At 64.8% G+C, this 15,709-nt stretch carries 14 protein-coding genes and 1 pseudogene; 7 read left to right on the top strand and 8 right to left on the bottom strand.

Features of this window, described 5'->3' with window-relative positions; genetic code table 11:
- Positions 1-61 precede the first annotated feature (61 nt).
- Both BJG92_RS17050 and BJG92_RS17055 read right to left on the bottom strand, forming a co-directional pair.
- Positions 62-919 (bottom strand): 3-hydroxyacyl-CoA dehydrogenase, encoded by an 858-nt coding sequence (locus BJG92_RS17050; protein WP_232085173.1) that lies wholly within the window; start codon positions 917-919, stop codon positions 62-64.
- A 26-nt stretch (positions 920-945) separates the two neighbouring features.
- Entirely contained in the window at positions 946-1,578 is a 633-nt protein-coding gene (locus BJG92_RS17055; RefSeq protein WP_232085174.1) for a TetR/AcrR family transcriptional regulator, read from the bottom strand.
- Between the two features lie 69 nt (positions 1,579-1,647).
- Between BJG92_RS17055 and BJG92_RS17060 the strand changes: the two genes are divergently transcribed.
- The gene (locus BJG92_RS17060; protein WP_232085175.1) at positions 1,648-4,056 is read left to right on the top strand and encodes an alpha/beta fold hydrolase; all 2,409 of its coding nucleotides are present in this window, start codon (positions 1,648-1,650) and stop codon (positions 4,054-4,056) included.
- Positions 4,057-4,113: 57 nt separating this feature from the next.
- On the opposite strand, the gene BJG92_RS17065 is transcribed toward BJG92_RS17060, so the two are convergent.
- The 4 genes from BJG92_RS17065 to BJG92_RS17080 all read right to left on the bottom strand — a co-directional run bounded on the left by BJG92_RS17065 (position 4,114) and on the right by BJG92_RS17080 (position 9,148).
- The gene (locus BJG92_RS17065) at positions 4,114-4,368 is read right to left on the bottom strand and encodes a hexameric tyrosine-coordinated heme protein (RefSeq protein WP_232085176.1); all 255 of its coding nucleotides are present in this window, start codon (positions 4,366-4,368) and stop codon (positions 4,114-4,116) included.
- A gap of 53 nt (positions 4,369-4,421) precedes the next feature.
- Positions 4,422-5,366 (bottom strand): NADP-dependent oxidoreductase, encoded by a 945-nt coding sequence (locus BJG92_RS17070; protein WP_232085177.1) that lies wholly within the window; start codon positions 5,364-5,366, stop codon positions 4,422-4,424.
- A gap of 34 nt (positions 5,367-5,400) precedes the next feature.
- The gene (locus BJG92_RS17075; protein WP_232085178.1) at positions 5,401-6,201 is read right to left on the bottom strand and encodes an alpha/beta hydrolase; all 801 of its coding nucleotides are present in this window, start codon (positions 6,199-6,201) and stop codon (positions 5,401-5,403) included.
- A 121-nt stretch (positions 6,202-6,322) separates the two neighbouring features.
- Entirely contained in the window at positions 6,323-9,148 is a 2,826-nt protein-coding gene (locus BJG92_RS17080; protein WP_232085179.1) for a LuxR family transcriptional regulator, read from the bottom strand.
- A 134-nt stretch (positions 9,149-9,282) separates the two neighbouring features.
- Here BJG92_RS17080 and BJG92_RS17085 point away from each other — a divergent pair, with 134 nt between their 5' ends.
- From BJG92_RS17085 to BJG92_RS17095, 3 genes are all read left to right on the top strand, one after another.
- Entirely contained in the window at positions 9,283-9,831 is a 549-nt protein-coding gene (locus BJG92_RS17085) for a TetR/AcrR family transcriptional regulator (RefSeq protein ID WP_232085180.1), read from the top strand.
- Positions 9,828-10,391, top strand: a complete 564-nt coding sequence (locus BJG92_RS17090; protein ID WP_232085181.1) for a dihydrofolate reductase family protein — start codon at positions 9,828-9,830, stop codon at positions 10,389-10,391. The genes BJG92_RS17085 and BJG92_RS17090 overlap by 4 nt, the downstream gene beginning before the upstream one ends.
- A 141-nt stretch (positions 10,392-10,532) precedes the next feature.
- Positions 10,533-11,564, top strand: a complete 1,032-nt coding sequence (locus tag BJG92_RS17095) for a Gfo/Idh/MocA family protein (protein ID WP_232085182.1) — start codon at positions 10,533-10,535, stop codon at positions 11,562-11,564.
- 11 nt (positions 11,565-11,575) lie between these two features.
- Here BJG92_RS17095 and BJG92_RS17100 read toward each other — a convergent pair whose 3' ends face one another.
- Positions 11,576-12,511, bottom strand: a complete 936-nt coding sequence (locus BJG92_RS17100) for an aminotransferase class V-fold PLP-dependent enzyme (RefSeq protein ID WP_232085183.1) — start codon at positions 12,509-12,511, stop codon at positions 11,576-11,578.
- Positions 12,512-12,701: 190 nt separating this feature from the next.
- The gene (locus tag BJG92_RS17105; RefSeq protein ID WP_232085184.1) at positions 12,702-13,217 is read right to left on the bottom strand and encodes a DUF664 domain-containing protein; all 516 of its coding nucleotides are present in this window, start codon (positions 13,215-13,217) and stop codon (positions 12,702-12,704) included.
- A 175-nt stretch (positions 13,218-13,392) separates the two neighbouring features.
- Here BJG92_RS17105 and BJG92_RS17110 point away from each other — a divergent pair, with 175 nt between their 5' ends.
- The 3 genes and pseudogenes from BJG92_RS17110 to BJG92_RS17120 form a co-directional block, all read left to right on the top strand.
- Positions 13,393-13,899, top strand: coding sequence for an LURP-one-related/scramblase family protein (locus tag BJG92_RS17110; protein ID WP_232085185.1), 507 nt, complete (start codon positions 13,393-13,395; stop codon positions 13,897-13,899).
- Between the two features lie 318 nt (positions 13,900-14,217).
- A pseudogene (locus BJG92_RS17115) lies at positions 14,218-15,146 on the top strand (YhcG family protein).
- A gap of 306 nt (positions 15,147-15,452) precedes the next feature.
- On the top strand, positions 15,453-15,709 hold a 257-nt coding region (locus tag BJG92_RS17120), incomplete at its 3' end, for a transposase (protein WP_232085186.1).

A 15,709-nucleotide genomic window follows, 5' to 3' on the forward strand; every position in this document is an offset into this window, starting at 1 on the left:
GCGACCCTGTCCTGGGCCACCCTTTTCTGAGCCACCCGGTTCTGAGCCACCTATTTCGGACTCAGTACGTGTAGAAGCCCTCGCCCGTCGCGACGCCGAGCTTGCCTTTGTCGATGTAGTGGTCCTTCAGGTACGCAGCGAAGGCCTGGGACCCGGCGTCGGGCGAGGTCGAGGCGATGTTGTACGCGGTTCCCAGACCGACGACGTCGTAGATCTGGAAGGGGCCGATCGGCGCCCCGGTGGCAATGCGCCAGGTCTTGTCGATCGTTTCCGGGCTGGCGACACCCTGCAGCAGAAGGCCGGCGGCCGCGTTCAGCAGCGGGACCAGCAGCGAGTTCAGGACGTAGCCGGCCTTCTCCTTCTTGATCTCGATCGGCTCCAGGCCGCTGTTGCGGGCGAACTCGACGACGGCGTCGAACACTGCCGTGTCGGTGTCGGCCGTGCCCATCACCTCGGCGATGTTCTGCGCCCAGATGTTGTTGGCGTAGTGGATGGCGAGGAAGCGGTCGGGCCGGCCGGTGAAATCCTTGAGGTCGCTCGGCAGCAGGGTGGACGAGTTCGTGGCGAAGATGGTCTTGGCGGGGGCGAGTTCCGCGAGCCGGCGGTACACGTCCCGCTTGAGCTCGAGCAGTTCGGGAACGGCCTCGATCACGAGGTCCGCGTCAGCGACGGCGTCCCCGAGGTCGGCGGTGAGGCGGAGGTTTTCAAGGGCTGCCTCGGCCTTGCCCTCAGCGGCGCCGGCCACGTTAGCTTCGCGGTAGATGCCGGCGAGCTGGGTGAAGCGGGCCCGGGCCTTTTCGAGCACGTCATCGTTGATGTCGTAGGCCGTGACAGCGAAGCCGTGGAAGGCGGCCTGGTAGGCGATCTGCGAGCCGAGCACTCCGGTACCGAGCACGGTCAGCGTTTTGATGTGGGGCATGTTGGTTCTTCCTTTCGACGCGGGCGTTACCCGCGTCCGGGGTTGGCGGACCCGTAAATACTGCGGATCCAGATGGTTGATAACACGTCCAGGGCGCGGGACTCCGCGATGGCTGGGGTCTCCTGGTTGAGGACCGCCGTGATGACCCGTTCGTTCATCAGGTTGAGGCTGACCGCCAGGTCGTGGGCGTCGGTGGCCTCCGGCGCGGCCCCCCGGGCCTGTTCGGACCGGATCACGTCACTGGAGAAGTCGACCCAGGACTGCATGGACTTGGACCAAAGGGCACGCACCTCATCGTTGCGGGCTCGCGCGGCGATGGCCGCCGTGGCGACGCCGCGGTGGGCCACAAACACCTCGACGAACATGCCGATGGAACGGGTCCAGGCTCCCGCGGGATCACTCTCGAAATCCCGCGGCAGGTCACCCACCCGGTGCTCCACCTCGGTGATGACCCGGTCCAGCAGCGCCAGCAAAACCTCGTCCTTGGATGAGAAGTAGAAATAGAAGGTGGGCCGCGAGATGCCGGCGCCACGGGCCAGCTCTTCGATTGAAATGTCATCGAAGGCCCGCTCACCAAGGAGCGCCTCGGCCGTGACCAGGATCGCGTCCTGGCGTTCGTCCCCCGAGACCCGTCGGGTCCGTCGTCCTCGTTGAGCCATGCGCCTATCCTAGCGCGCGTTTTCAACAAGGTGTTGACTCTCCCGACTTCAAGTCGATAGCTTGGCCTGATGAGCGAACACGTAGATGTGTTAATTGTCGGAGCCGGGCTGAGCGGCATAGGTTTTGCCAGCCGGCTGAAACGCGAACTGCCAGGGAAGACATTTGCGATCCTGGAGTCCCGGGGCGCGGTGGGCGGCACCTGGGACCTCTTCCGGTACCCCGGAATCCGCTCCGATAGCGACATGTACACTCTCGGCTACTCCTTCCGGCCCTGGGAAGGCGCCAAGGCGATCGCCGACGGCGACTCGATCCGAACCTACATCGAGGCAACCGTTGCGGACGAGGGCCTCGAATCGCAGATCCGGCTGAACCGCCGGGTGGTATCGGCGGCGTGGTCCAGCCAAGACGCACTCTGGACGGTCACGGCAGTCCCCACGTCCGGCGGCGAATACGGACACGACGATCCGGCGTCGGCCGCCGAGACGGTCACGTTTACATGCTCGTTCCTGTCCGTCTGCTCGGGCTACTACCGCTACGACGAAGGGTTTACGCCGGCCATCGAAGGTACTGAAACCTTTGCCGGAGCCATCGTCCATCCGCAGCACTGGCCGGCAGATCTCGATTACGAGGGCAAGCAGGTAGTGATCATCGGAAGCGGCGCCACCGCGGTGACGCTCGTGCCGTCGATGGCGAAGTCCGCGGCCAAGGTGACCATGCTCCAGCGCTCCCCTACCTACATCGCCCCCGTTCCGTCCCGGGACCACCTGGCCGACCGCCTCCGGGGCAAGCTGCCCCCGCAACTGGCGTACGACGTCGTACGTGCCAAAAACATCGTCTCCTCGATGCTGCTCTACCAGCTCAGCCGTCGCCGCCCGGAGACCATGAAGGCACTCCTCCGCAAGTCAGCCGTCGCCAAACTGCCGGCGGGATTCGCGGTGGACACGCATCTTGCCCCGGCGTATGAGCCCTGGGACCAGCGGCTCTGCGCGATCCCCAACGGCGACCTCTACCGCGCCATCAGCGCAGGCACTGCCGACATCGTGACCGACAAGATTTCGCGGATCACCCCGGACGGGATTGACCTGGCCTCGGGCGGATCGCTCCCGGCCGACGTGATCGTCACGGCCACCGGACTGAACCTGCTGGTGATAGGCGGGATGACGCTCACCGTCGACGGCGAGCCGGTGGATGTTGGCAAGACCCTGACCTACAAAGGCATGATGCTCGACGGCGTTCCCAACTTTGCGCTCACCATCGGCTACACCAACTCGTCGTGGACCCTCAAAGCGGATCTGGTGGCGGGCTATATCTGCAGGCTATTGAGTTATCTCGACAAAAAGAACCTGCAGTGGGTGGCGCCCAAGGCTCCAGCCGACGTCGCGAACGCCGAACTAACGTCCCTGATCGACCTGAAGGCCGGCTACATCCTTCGCGGCGCCGACAAGCTGCCCCGACAGGGCACCGGCTCGCCGTGGCGGCTGCACCAGAACTACGTGCGCGACTTCGCCCTGCTCCGAGCCGGCAGGCTCAAGGACCACGTCCGTTTCGGCCGCCGCGGGCAGCAGGTGGGTACGTCCGGGCCGGGGACCCCGACGGAGCGCCCGGACCCTCTTGAACTCCCGGGCACAGAACACATCACCGTGGCGGGCACGCGCCTTCGCTACCGGAAGACCGGAACCGGGGCTCCCGTGCTGCTCCTGCACGGCATTGGCCAGAGCCTCGATGACTGGACCGAGCAGCACGAGCGGCTCTCGGCACACCACACCGTGTACAGCGTCGACCTGCCCGGCTTTGCGTACTCCGACCGGGTCTCCGGGGCGGCGACCCTGGCGAAGCTTTCGAACATCCTGCCCGCCTTCCTCGACGCCGTCGGGGTGCACGAGCCGCTGCCGGTGATGGGCAACTCGCTCGGCGGGGCCGTGGCCATGAAGCTCGCCGCCGACCATGCCGGCCGTGTCTCGGCCCTGGTGCTGGCCAACAGTGCCGGCTTCGGCAAGGAGGTGACGCTGGTCCTGCGCCTGCTGTCGGTCAGGCCGCTTGCGGCCCTTCTGCTGCGTCCCGACAAGGCAGCTTCGCTCCGCACGGTCCAGGCGGTCTTCTACGACAAGAACCTGGTGACCGATGCCCGCGTCGGGCATGCATTCGCTTTGTCGCAGCGTGCCACCCACCGCCAGACGGTCCTGGACATCGCCCACGATCTCGGAACCATCGCCGGTATCAGGGCCGCATGGCGGACCGAACTAGCCAAGGCCCTGGCGACGTCGGACATTCCCGTGCTCGTCGTCTGGGGCACCCACGACCACATCCTGCCGTTCAGCCACCTCGAGGCGGCGGCGGCGGCGCTCCCCCAGGCCGAGTCGCACGTCTTTTCGAAGACAGGACACATGCCCCAAATCGAACGGCCGGACGAGTTCGCGGAAGTAGTGGAGGAGTTCCTGGCAAGGCGCCTGGCGGGACGGGAGACGGCCGGCGTCTAGCGCCGGCGCTGCCTGAAGTCGAAGGATGGTTACGAGATGCGCGGTCGGGACCCTGCGTTACTTGCGCCAGTAGCTGTTGGCCGCGGCAATCGTCTGGAACTCGATGGCGATCACCTCGCTCACGGCAATCAGGCTGTCGGGGCTGGTGGAGTAAACCGGCCGGCCGGCCTTGAGCACGTCGAGGTCGGGTTGGATGTTGTGGATGCTGTGTCGGGCCATGGTGATCGCGAGGGCACGACCTTCCTCGGCTGTTGAAGTGATCAGGGTTCCGCCTGGGACGAGGACAAGTTCGGTGTCCGGCACTTTGTTCATCACATTTTCCTTAGTCTTATGAGCATTTTCGCGGGCATAGGGCTGCTGGGTGGTCAATCCGGTATTACCGCCAGCACGGTCTTCCCCGGCTTGCGCAGAGTCGGCCCGTCTTCGAATGCGGCGCGTGCCTCTGCCAGGGGAAATACCTGCGCGACGGTGGCGCGGATTGTTCCTTTGTCGACCAGGCTGGAAATCTCTGCCAACTCGCCGGCATTGGCGGCGACAACAAAGAACATGGCTGTGATTTCCCGGTCCTTCAGGAGTTCGCGATCGACAGGCTGGCTCAGGGTCACCAATCTGCCGCCTGGGCGCACCATGTTGACCGTCTCCGCGCTTGCCGGTCCGCCGACGGCATCGATAACGACGTCGGCCTGCAAGTAGACGCTCGTCGGATTCACGATTGCGTAGTCCAGGACAACATCTGCCCCTAATGCAGACACGAACTGGAGGGCGCCGGCGCCGGCTGTTGCGGTCACGCGGGCGCCTAGGTGTTTTGCCAGCTGCACGGTGAATGATCCGACGCCGCCTGCCCCGCCGAGGACGGCTACATGTTCGCCCGGTTGGACACGCGCGTGATCGTTCAGCGCTTGCCATGCCGTCAGAGCGGCCATAGCCAGACTTGCGCTCTCTATGTGGCTGGCCGATTTGGGCTTCAATGCGAGATCGGCTTCCGGCACGGTGACATATTCCGCAGCGGCCCCGTTCCGGTTGAAGCCAACGCGCCCGTACACCTCATCCCCCACCTGCAGCCGGCTGACTCCGCTGCCCAGCTCGGTCACCACGCCCGAGACTTCGTGCCCGGGAATGACCGGGGTCCGGTCTTCGCCGTTTTCCGACCGCCATGTTTCGTCCCAGCCGAGTTCGCTGAACGTGATCCCGGCCGCGTGCACTTGGACGAGGACTTCCCCCCTGCCGGGCGCAGGTTTGGGGGCCTTCTCATAGACCAGTGTTTCGGATCCGCCACGGTGGTGCGTCCGTATGGCCATCATGCTGTTCATCGTTGCTCCTTCGTCGCTGCCAGGGGTTCTCTACTCAGAGGTGTTGGGACTTAAGCCAGATCAAAACGCTGTCGGCTACGTCTTTCCACCCTGAGTCGATGGTGAGGGAGTGTCCGCGGCCCTCGAACTCGACGAGCTCTGTGACGGCTGTGGAATGCCGGTAGAGCTTCAGTGCAGCCTTGGTGGTCACCCCGGGTGCGGTGTGGTCCTTCGTTCCTGAAATCAGCAGCAGCGGGCCGCGCTCGGAATTGTGTGTGTCGGCCTTGTTCGCCGCATGGGGGTTGAAGTTGGCAGCTGCGACCTCGAAGAGGGGTCTCGCCGGCGAAGGAATGGTCCACTTTTCGTAAAGCGAATCGGATTCCCGTTCGGTGAGGGCGTTCCCGAACCCGAAGCGGAATTCCTTGCTGGTCAGCGACACTGCTTTACTGATGTTCGCTGGGTTGCCGAGCGCCGGCAGCCCTGCCCGGAGCTGAGCGAGCGGGAGTGGGAGCACACCCTTTATTTGTGCCGGATCTATCGCCACTCCGGCCACCCCCAAGTTCTCGCCCAACAGCAGTTCCGTGATCAGGCCGCCGAATGAGTGGCCCACAATGATCGGTTTGCTCCCAAGCCCGGCAATCACGGTCTTCATGTGATCCACCACTTCGGCGAGGCTGCGGTTTGCCACACTGCCCGGATCCGCCCGGGATCCCTCGACGGTCGGGGCCTCGCCTGGCCAGCCGGGTGTTATGGGTTGGTATCCGTTTTCGCTGAACAGTTCGGTCCAAAGCTGCCACGAACTGCTGTGCAGCCAGAGTCCGTGGATGAATACGACTGGGGTGCGGGTTTCGGACATGATGGGCTCCTTGAAATGATCCGGCTGATCTTGCCCGCAGGGGCGTTACTTCAAGAATGGCCGCACAGTCATTGCCCGCGAATCAGTCATCCGACTGATTGATGACTGTCGCTGGCAAGGCTTAGTCGTCGGCCACGTCGCCGCCCAGGGCATTCCTGAGCTCGCCACGGCTGCTGATGCCGAGTTTGGGAAAGACCTTGTACAGATGGGAGCCGATGGTGCGGGGCGACAGGAACAGTTGGGCGCCGATCTCTTTGTTGCTGAGGCCGCGGGCGGCCAACGTGGCGATCTCAAGTTCCTGGCCGGTCAAGAGGGCATGCCCGCTGCTCAAGGCGCCCCGCGTGCCGCCTGACCGGGCAGGGCTGCCGCCCGCGGCGCGCAACTCCCGGCGGGTACGCTCGGCCCATGGTTCGGCCCCGACCCGGTCGAACACACTGAGCGCCTCTTCAAGTTCGGCCCGGGCAAGATTTTGTTCCCGGGAACGCCTGAGCCACGTCCCGTAGCTGAGCCGGACGCGGGCGTGATCGAACGGGAACTGTGAAGCGCCCGGCACTGCAAGCGCCCGCTGATACAGGCTGCCGGCCGTGTCGGAACTATCAGGCACCGAAGCGTCGGGCGGCCCGTCGGGATCGGGGGCCGTCATGGCCAGCGCCCCAAGCGTCAACAGCTCATAACGCGCCGAAATCCGCTCCAACCCGGCTTCACTGGCGGCAAGGGCATGCTGTCGGGCCAGGTCTTTCCTGCCGGAGTAGAGCGCGGCCTCGACCAGATCGAGAACCATCCGGGGAGCCTGTTCGCTGTGAGGGGTGAAGGCGCCGGGCGGCGTGACTGTTGTCGCGGATCGGAACGCGGCCTCCCATTGTCCCTGCGCAAGATGATTCAGCGTGGCGACCAAGGCAGCGTACTGGACCAGCAGGCCGAGTGATCTCTCTCGTCCCCACTGCTCCACGATGACCCGCAGCCGATCTGCCTCCGCAGCTGACCCCCGAATTGCCGCGATCAGAGCCAGGTAGCCGACGAATTGATGGGCGAACAGACCGTATCCATGCTGTTCTGCGGTGCCCAGGCCTCTCCGCGAGGTCGACTCGGCGGCGTCCAACTCGCCCATGTTGATGTAATCAAGTGCGAGTACTTCGAGGCCCACCATCAAGTTCGTCACTGCCCCGGAGGCTCCCTCACGGTCTACGATCCGATGCACGAACTGTCGATAGTCCGCCACGGCGTCGACGTAAAAAGCGGAAACGGCATACCGGACAGCGCTCCAGGGTTCACGTTCCGCTTCAGCGTTGTTGAAGGTCGCCGCCAACCGCGAGCGAACGCGGTGCCCGCTGCGGGCAACGTCTCCCCAAGCATCACGGATCACGTGGGTCATTTCGTTGACCCGGTCACCGAAGCGCAGAAGCTCTTCATCGGTCAGCGCCCAGATGGCAGGATCACCGGAGAATAAACTGAACGTCATGAGCACATTGAGGGCCCTCTGAAGGGCTTGAGGCTCAGCGGAGTCAACCGGGGACGAGCGGAGTGCCTGCAGTAACCCGCGGTGTGCGTCGGTCGCCTCGCCGTTGCGATACAGGAGGATGTACATCTCTGCGACCGTCGCAGCATAGGGATCGGCCCGATCTGCCGGTCCGCGCCGCGACTCTTCCAACAGCCGTTCGGAAACCTCCAACTGGGCGCTCTGCCCGGCAATGTACGCTGCATCCGCCAGCCGCCGGGATCGGTCAGCGACACTGGTGCTCAACTCGGCCGCGCGGGTTAATGCTGAGACCGCTGAACTTGCACCGCCCCGGAGAGTCACCAGGCGGGCAGCTTCAACAAGTGCCAGCGCAACTCGCTCGTCTGGTCCGGTGGCAGCGGCCGCGAGGTGCCACGCCCACCGTTCAGGGTCCGGGACCGAGAGCGCGGCAAGCTCTGCGTGAGCCGCCCTCCGCTGGGCACCTGTGGCTCGCTGCACGATGGCAGACCGCACCAACGGGTGGCGAAAGCGGTATCCGTTACCGGTCGGGTCGCTGATCAACAGACCCAACGCGAGGGCTTCATCTGCGTCAGGAGGTAAGTAATATCCAGCCAGCCGAGGTGTCACTGACCCGATCCAGCCGTACTGCCCGTCGAGAGCAGCAAGCAGCAGTTCCTGACGAATGTGCTGTGGAAGTTCCTCCACCCTTCTCGCGTAAACCGACTCAAGTCTCTTGCTGAGCGGGAGGTCATCTGGCAGTTTCGGTGTTTCAGCAAGCCCGCCAGCGGCTAAGGCACGGGGAAGCTCCTCGATCGCCAACGGGTTGCCCTCCGCGTCGGCGAGCACGCGGTCCCGCGCCTGGGGGTTGAGATGTGGGTGGAGCTTGGCCAACAGCACGGTAGCTTCGCTAGCGGTGAGCGGAAGTACCTCGATTTCCGGTAACCGCGCGGAATCGAAGAAAGTCGCGGCATCCGACCGGGCCGCCACCAGGGCCGCTGTCCTGGAGCCTTGGAGTCGTCGCACTATATAGGCCAACACCGTGGCACTCGACGAGTCCAGCCATTGGACGTCATCGAGAATAACCAGCAAAGGCTCTTCCTCCGCAGCCGCGCAGAGCATTTCAAGAGCGGCGATCATGACTTTTGTTTGGTCGGAAACGACGAGGCTTCCATCCCCCAGCGCGCCGAGAATAACGTTCCTGTGGCGAGGGTCAACCCGCAAGGACATATGAAGCAGAGGGTGAAGGAGCTGGTGCAGGCCTGAGAAGGCTATGCCGGCCTCGTTCTCGACTCCCGCGGCGCGAAGGACCTTGACACCCGCTGCCACTGCGTGCTCCGCGGCCGCATCCAGCAGGCAGGTTTTCCCGACGCCGGCATCGCCGCGCAGCAACAGGACACGTTGTGAAGCGGTGCGGCCCGTGACAATGTCGTCGATCCGGGCAAGCTCCCCGTCACGACCGACCAGCAGCATCCGCGAGAACCCGTCGGGCATTTGTCCACCCACCACTTCATCGCCGGCCCCCACCTGAATTCAGCCCCCTGCATGTTCAAGATTAACACTGGGGCAATCGGCGTCCTAGTTCCGCGTCGTGGTGCAAGGTTAGTGATTCGTGATTTACTAACTGTGTGCCACGTCCTCGAACTGCGACCGATGAACAACTCCTCGACCGGATCGACGGGGCCCTCTCGACACGTTCCGAGGTCGGCACCTGGGGTTTGCACGACGTCGCACCCGCAGCCGGGATCAGCCCTGCTGGCCTCATCAAGAGATTCGGCTCCAAAGAGGGGCTGCTGCACGCCCTGGCACTCCGGTGGATCAAACTCATACCAACAACACCGCACCCCGGGACGCGGCCGGAGGACGAACTTCGTGCCTACGTCGCTGCCGCTTTTGGGGAGCCGTCGGCTGCCGCCGCCGTCTTCGCCCTGGGCGAGTTGCTGGGTGACCTCAGGTCACCGAGATTGACCGCCGACCTGCGCGAGGGATGGGCAAAGCAGGCCCGCTACTTGGGGTTGCTTCTCCAGGAACTGGAGCTCCCCCGGCTTGCCGACCCCCACCACGGCGCACTCCTGCTTCTCGACGCCCTCCACGGCGCCCTCTACCGGCATGCCGTTTCCCTGGAACCCTCACCGGCTACCGAGACACTCGATCACTTACTGGAGACATGGACATGACACACACTCCCCGCTGGCACGGCTGCGTCTTCATCGGCGTCAGCCTCGACGGCTTTATCGCACGCCCGGACGGCAACCTCGACTGGCTGACGGAGCCGGCAACCCGGGACCACAGAGCGTCAGAAACATCGACGCCGGCACTCGTGTGGGAGACATTCTTCCCCACCGTCGACACCCTCGTGATGGGACGCAACACCTTTGAGACAGTCCTCGGCTTCGACGAGTGGCCCTTCCCCAACAAGAACGTCATCATTCTGAGCTCCACGCTGGACACCGACGACGAACGTGTCGCCGTCGCGTCGTCCCTCGATGAAGCACAGCGGCTGCTGACCTTGCAGGAGGCGCGACGTGTGTACATCGACGGCGGCCGCACGATTCAGTCGTTTCTCGCTGCCGGACTCATCGACGAGCTCACCGTCTCGATCGCCCCGGTCCTCATCGGCAGCGGAATCCGGCTCTTCGACGGCTTGGACCAGGACATTGCCCTGACCCTCCGCGGCACACACGCGACCGGGGACGACGGCATGGTCCGCATCACGTATGCCGTGGCCGCCCCATGAGTTAGGAAGGCAGCGGTGGCTTAGGAAGGCTGCGGCGGCCCGAAATTCGGGCATAGGATCGGGACACGTCGCGAAATGCTGTGGATGCTCCACGAGCCGCCCGACGTTTTTGTGACCGCCTGCCCGAAGGGAACCCCACACATGTCAGTCAACACCACCGCCGGCGCCGCTAGTCCCGGCATGAGATGGGGAATTCTTGGCACCGGATTCATCGCCGGGCTGCAAGCCTCGGACCTGATTGGCGCCGGCTCGTCCGTCCGGGCTGTGGGTTCCCGGAACCTGGCCACGGCGACGGCATTCGCGGAGCGGTTTCACATTCCCTCGTCGCACGGAAGCTACGAGGACCTCGTGGCGGACCCGGAGGTGGATATTGTCTACATTTCGACGCCGCACCCGTTCCACCACCGGAATGCGCTGCTAGCGCTGGACGCCGGCAAGCACGTCCTGATTGAAAAGCCTTTCGCCATGAATGCCTGGCAGGCGCGGGAGATTGTGGAGCTCGCGGAGTCGAAGGGCCTGGTTGCGCTGGAGGCCATGTGGACCCGTTATCTTCCGCACATGGTCCGTATCCGTGAGCTGATTCGATCCGGAGTGCTGGGCGAGATCCGCACGGTGATCGCTGACCACAACCAGAATTTGCCCAAGGATCCGATGCACCGCCTCAACAACCCGGCCTTGGGCGGCGGAGCGCTCCTGGACCTGGGCGTCTACCCCGTGTCCTTCGCCTTCGACGTCTTCGGAGCGCCGGTCACCATCAAGGCAGCCGCAAGCATGACGCAAACCGGTGTTGACCGGCAGACCGCCATGATCTTCGAATACGGGGACGGGCAGCAGGCCGTGCTGCAGTGCGCGCTGGACACGGCAGGACCGAACCGGGCCGCCGTCATCGGAACCGAAGGAAGGATCGAGATCCCGTCAGTCTGGTACACGCCCTCGGCCTTCACCCGGTACGATGCCGACGGCGCCGTCGTCGAGCGCTTCGATGAGCCAGTCACTGGCCGTGGGATGCAGTACCAGGCGCGGGAAATGGAGCGGCTCATTGGGGCGCGCTCCATCGCCAACGACATCCTGCCGCCGCGGAAGAGCGTTCAGGTGATGGAGGCGATGGACGAAGTCAGGCGCCAGATCGGCCTCGCCTACGACAGCGACGGGAAAGACGCCGGCCCGGCCTGAACGCATGCCCCTCACCCGCGTCCAATCAGCTCCGCCACGAGGTCGATCTCTTCTTCGAGATTGTAGAAATGCACCGCCAGGCGGATCCTGCCCGCCCGGACCGACGCCACGACGTTGGCCTGGCGGAAGCGCGCCACGACAGCCTCCGTGTCCGTCACTGGCACGGAGACGATGGTGGAGCGGTGCCCCTCGGTGAACGGCCGGAAGGCAGAGCCCTGCGCCGTCAGCGCTTCCTCCAGCCGCCGGGCGAGCATGGCGTTGCGATCGAGCAGGGCCGTGATCCCGAAACGGCCGAAGATGCCGAGCCCCGCCTCCTCGGCCAGGGCCGGAAACCACGCCAACGAAGCATCAAGCTTCGACGCGGTGGGCGACAGGTCCATGCCCGGCCCGTAGAAGCTCTCGGCCGGATTCCGGGCCGCCTTCCAGCCCGGCACGAGGGGCTGGAGCCGGTCAAGCAGCCCGCGACGGACATAGAGGTAACCCATGCCCCTCGAACCGAGCAGGAACTTGTGGCTGGCTGTGGCCAGGAAATCGACGCCGTCGCGCACCACATCCAGCGGCACCGCGCCGGCCGCTTGGCAGGCGTCGACGAAGAACCAGGCGCCGGACCGGGAAGCAACCCGGCTGAGCGCGGGCAGGTCGGCCCGGTACCCAGTGGCCGAATGCACGGCGCTCACCGCGATGAGGCGGGTGCCGCCGTCGGCCGTCTGCCCGAACTCCGCGGCCAAGACGCCGTCGCCGGCCGGCGCCACGACACGGACCTCGTACCCGCGCTCCCGGAGCAGGAGCCAGGGGAAATAGTTCGAGGTGAATTCGTTCCCGGCCACCACGATGTTCTCGCCCTGCTGCGCGGACGGCAGGTTAGCGGCCACAATCCCCGCGGCCGTGCTCACGGCCGGAACAATCGCGATCTCCTCGACAGTGGCACCGATGATCTCCGCGAACATGGCTCGCGACTGCTCCCTGCCCGCTCGGCGTCCACCCAGTCGAACCGGCCCGCTGACCAGCGCTGGACTGCCAGCTCGTAGGCCGCCACGGCGGGGGCGGAGCCGACATTCAGGGAGGCGGTGTTGAGGTAAACAGTGTCCGTGAGCCCGGGGAAGAGCTGGCGGACGTCGGCGGCGCGCATGGCCTCCCCTAACCGTTTGGCGGAACGGGTTTCAAGCCCTTGGCGTACGCCGCCTGCCCCGCGTGCTGGAGGCAGTCGGCAATCGTGCTGACCAGGCGCATGCCCAGCGTGACGGGCGGGTCCCAGCGGGTATCGACGATGCGGTCGAAGTCGTCGTCGCCGAGGGTCTGCAGAAACTCCGCGGTCTGCCGGTGAACGGCGCCGTAGTAGTCGAGCAGGAGCTCCGCCGGCGCCTGCACGGCGTCGACCTGGCTGCTCGAATGGCCGTAGCCGGTATCGCGGCCGGAAAGCGGCAGGTCGAACCGGGCGGCAAACCCCTGGGAGGTCCAAACCTGTTCCAGGCCCGCGACAGCGGCGAGCTGCGCGTCCTCGACCCGGCTGAGGTGCCAGACCAGCCACGCCATCGAATTTCCGTTGCCTGCGGGCCGGCGGCGCAGCATGTGCTCGTCGACCCCCGAAAGGGCAGCGGCCACGGTCTCGTGGATCCGGCCGAAGGCGTCCAGCAGCAGTTCGTTGGATTTCATCGAGTCCCCTCACGGTGCATCGTCGCTGAGTCCCCATGCTTACACGGTGGCCGCACCGGCGGATAGGGCCGCGGGTTTTGTGCCGCTCCGCGGACACGGGCCCGGCAAGCCGCACGGCTGAACCCACCCGGGACGGGTGAGGCGCCGCCCGGGACGGCAGTCCTATGGTGAGGACATGGGACTCTTAGGACACCGGCACGACAAGCCCACAATCGAGCGGTTTCAGATGCGCGAGAAACTGCTGTCCATCGGGGATGACTTCTGGATCGAAAACGACCAAGGCCACCGCGCCTACAAGGTCAACGGCAAGGCCCTCCGCGTCCGGGACACGTTCGTCCTGGAGGATGCCTCGGGCGACGAAGTGGCGCGCATCCAGGAGCGCAAGCTCTCGGTCCGGGACAAGGTGGCCATCAAGCGTGGCGGCGATACCGCAGCGACGGTCCACAAAGCGTTGGTCGGGCTACGGGACCGCTTCGCCATCGATGTCAAGGACGGCGCCGATCTGAAGGCGCACGGCAACATCGTCGACCACGAGTACGAGATCGAACGCGACGGCAACACCGTCGCAACGATCTCAAAGAAGTGGTTCCGGGTACGGGAGTCCTACGGCGTCGAAATCGGCGAGGGCGAGGACGTTCCGCTCATGCTCGCAATCACCGTCGCCATCGACTCCTTGACCTAACCTCTTCGGGCCCCGTGGCGGCCAGCAAGAAGCCCTGCCCGGGGAAGGTGCAGGGCCCCACGGACACGGCTTCCATTTTGCCCTGCCCCGGGATGGTGAGCCGCGCTGCTTTCGGACGCTAATTCTGTCGGTGCCCTCAGATACATTCGTGGTGAAATGACCGCCAAGAAGGGACCGCCCAGAATGTCGACGCCAGCATCGTTTGAATCAACGCCCGCGAAATCCGGCATGCCGGAGTGGTATCCGGAGTTGTTGGCGTCCGTCTCCAGCGAGGTCCATTCCGGAAGGTCCAGGGCAATTTCGGCCGCTAACCGGGAGATGCTGCTGTCCTACTGGGCAATTGGCAGTGAACTCGCCAACCGGGAGTCTTCGCAAGGGTGGGGCAGTAAAGTCGTCACGCGGCTCGCCGCCGACGTCCGGTCTGCCTTTCCCGAGGCAACAGGATTCTCACCGCGGAACCTGCGGTACATGAAGTCATTCGCCCAAGCGTGGCCGGATTTTCCAATGTTGCAACAGGCTGTTGCAACATTGCCATGGGGCCACAACGTCATCCTCCTCGACAAGCTCAGCGATCCGGACACCCGCCTCTGGTACGCGGCTGCCGCCGTCGAGAGCGGCTGGTCACGGAACGTGCTGGCCCACCACCTCGAGACGAAGCTCCACGAACGCTCGGGCAAGGCCGTCACTAACTTCTCGGCGACGCTGCCGCCGGCGGACTCGGACCTTGCCCAGCAGGCTTTCAAAGACCCGTACGTTTTCCACTTCCTGTCGCTGACGGGCAAACGGAATGAGCGCGAGCTCGAGGGACAGCTGATCGTCCATGTCGAAAAGTTCCTCCTGGAACTCGGCCAAGGGTTTGCCTTCGTGGGCCGGCAGGTCCGCTTGACCATCGGCGAGGACGAATTCTTCGCCGATCTGCTGTTCTACAACTTCAAGCTGCGCTGCTTGTGGTGGTGGAGCTGAAAGCCACCGGGTTCAAGCCTGAGTATGTGGGCCAGATCAACATGTACATGTCCGCCGTGGACGATCTCCTGGCCCACCCGGACGACAAGCCCACCATCGGTCTCCTGCTCTGCAAAACCAAGAACAACGTGGTGGCCGAATACTCGCTGCGTGGATTCTCCCAACCGATCGGCGTCGCCGAATGGGAATCCGGGATCGTCCAATCCCTGCCCGAGGAATTCGCTGCGACCCTGCCCAGCATCAGCGAACTCGAAGCGGAGCTTTCCGACGATGCAGCGGAGTAACGACTCACCGGACAACCGAGCGTGGCGAACGGCGGGGACCGACCTGGCGCTTGGATAGGCCGACTGGGACGTCTTCGCACTCTACCGGCTGGCCGAGCCGCTCGGCGGGCGGCCCCAAGCGGCCAGGACATCGCACCGGCTGCGGCAGTCCAGGTTACGTCCCGTGGAGTGGTGTAGATCTCCGGGTTACGTCCCGTGGAGTGGTGTAGATCTCCGCAGTTGCGCGTTGCTCCGGCGACGTAGTGAGCCATCGTGCGATGGTCAGTGAGTACCGATCAAAGAACTCACAAAGGACACAAACACACGATGGCTCTAGACCAGTCTGCCCTGCTTGACCTCCTTGGCCAACTGAAACTCACCGATGTCTCCGACCGGATCCGTGCCGCGACCGAAACCCTTTACCAGCAGCTCATCGAAGCGGAGGCGACCGCGTTCATCGGCGCCGCCCCGTTCGAACGCTCCGAAGCACGCACGACGCAACGCAGCGGGTCCCGGCCCAGGACGCTGACGACCACCGCCGGGGACCTGAACCTGAAAATCCCCAAGCTGCGGAACGGATCGTT

Origin of the sequence: Arthrobacter sp. SO5, assembly GCF_020532805.1 — a bacterium.
GTDB lineage: Bacteria > Actinomycetota > Actinomycetes > Actinomycetales > Micrococcaceae > Arthrobacter.

Excerpts from the sequence above, each read along its gene's own strand:
- BJG92_RS17065 (WP_232085176.1), bottom strand. The coding sequence starts at position 4,368 with ATGAACAAAGTGCCGGACACCGAACTTGTCCTCGTCCCAGGCGGAACC.
- BJG92_RS17100 (WP_232085183.1), bottom strand. The coding sequence starts at position 12,511 with ATGTTCGCGGAGATCATCGGTGCCACTGTCGAGGAGATCGCGATTGTT.
- BJG92_RS17060 (WP_232085175.1), top strand. The coding sequence starts at position 1,648 with ATGAGCGAACACGTAGATGTGTTAATTGTCGGAGCCGGGCTGAGCGGC.
- BJG92_RS17050 (WP_232085173.1), bottom strand. The coding sequence starts at position 919 with ATGCCCCACATCAAAACGCTGACCGTGCTCGGTACCGGAGTGCTCGGC.
- BJG92_RS17075 (WP_232085178.1), bottom strand. The coding sequence starts at position 6,201 with ATGTCCGAAACCCGCACCCCAGTCGTATTCATCCACGGACTCTGGCTG.
- BJG92_RS17055 (WP_232085174.1), bottom strand. The coding sequence starts at position 1,578 with ATGGCTCAACGAGGACGACGGACCCGACGGGTCTCGGGGGACGAACGC.
- BJG92_RS17105 (WP_232085184.1), bottom strand. The coding sequence starts at position 13,217 with ATGAAATCCAACGAACTGCTGCTGGACGCCTTCGGCCGGATCCACGAG.
- BJG92_RS17070 (WP_232085177.1), bottom strand. The coding sequence starts at position 5,366 with ATGAACAGCATGATGGCCATACGGACGCACCACCGTGGCGGATCCGAA.
- BJG92_RS17080 (WP_232085179.1), bottom strand. The coding sequence starts at position 9,148 with ATGCCCGACGGGTTCTCGCGGATGCTGCTGGTCGGTCGTGACGGGGAG.
- BJG92_RS17110 (WP_232085185.1), top strand. The coding sequence starts at position 13,393 with ATGGGACTCTTAGGACACCGGCACGACAAGCCCACAATCGAGCGGTTT.
- BJG92_RS17090 (WP_232085181.1), top strand. The coding sequence starts at position 9,828 with ATGACACACACTCCCCGCTGGCACGGCTGCGTCTTCATCGGCGTCAGC.
- BJG92_RS17095 (WP_232085182.1), top strand. The coding sequence starts at position 10,533 with ATGTCAGTCAACACCACCGCCGGCGCCGCTAGTCCCGGCATGAGATGG.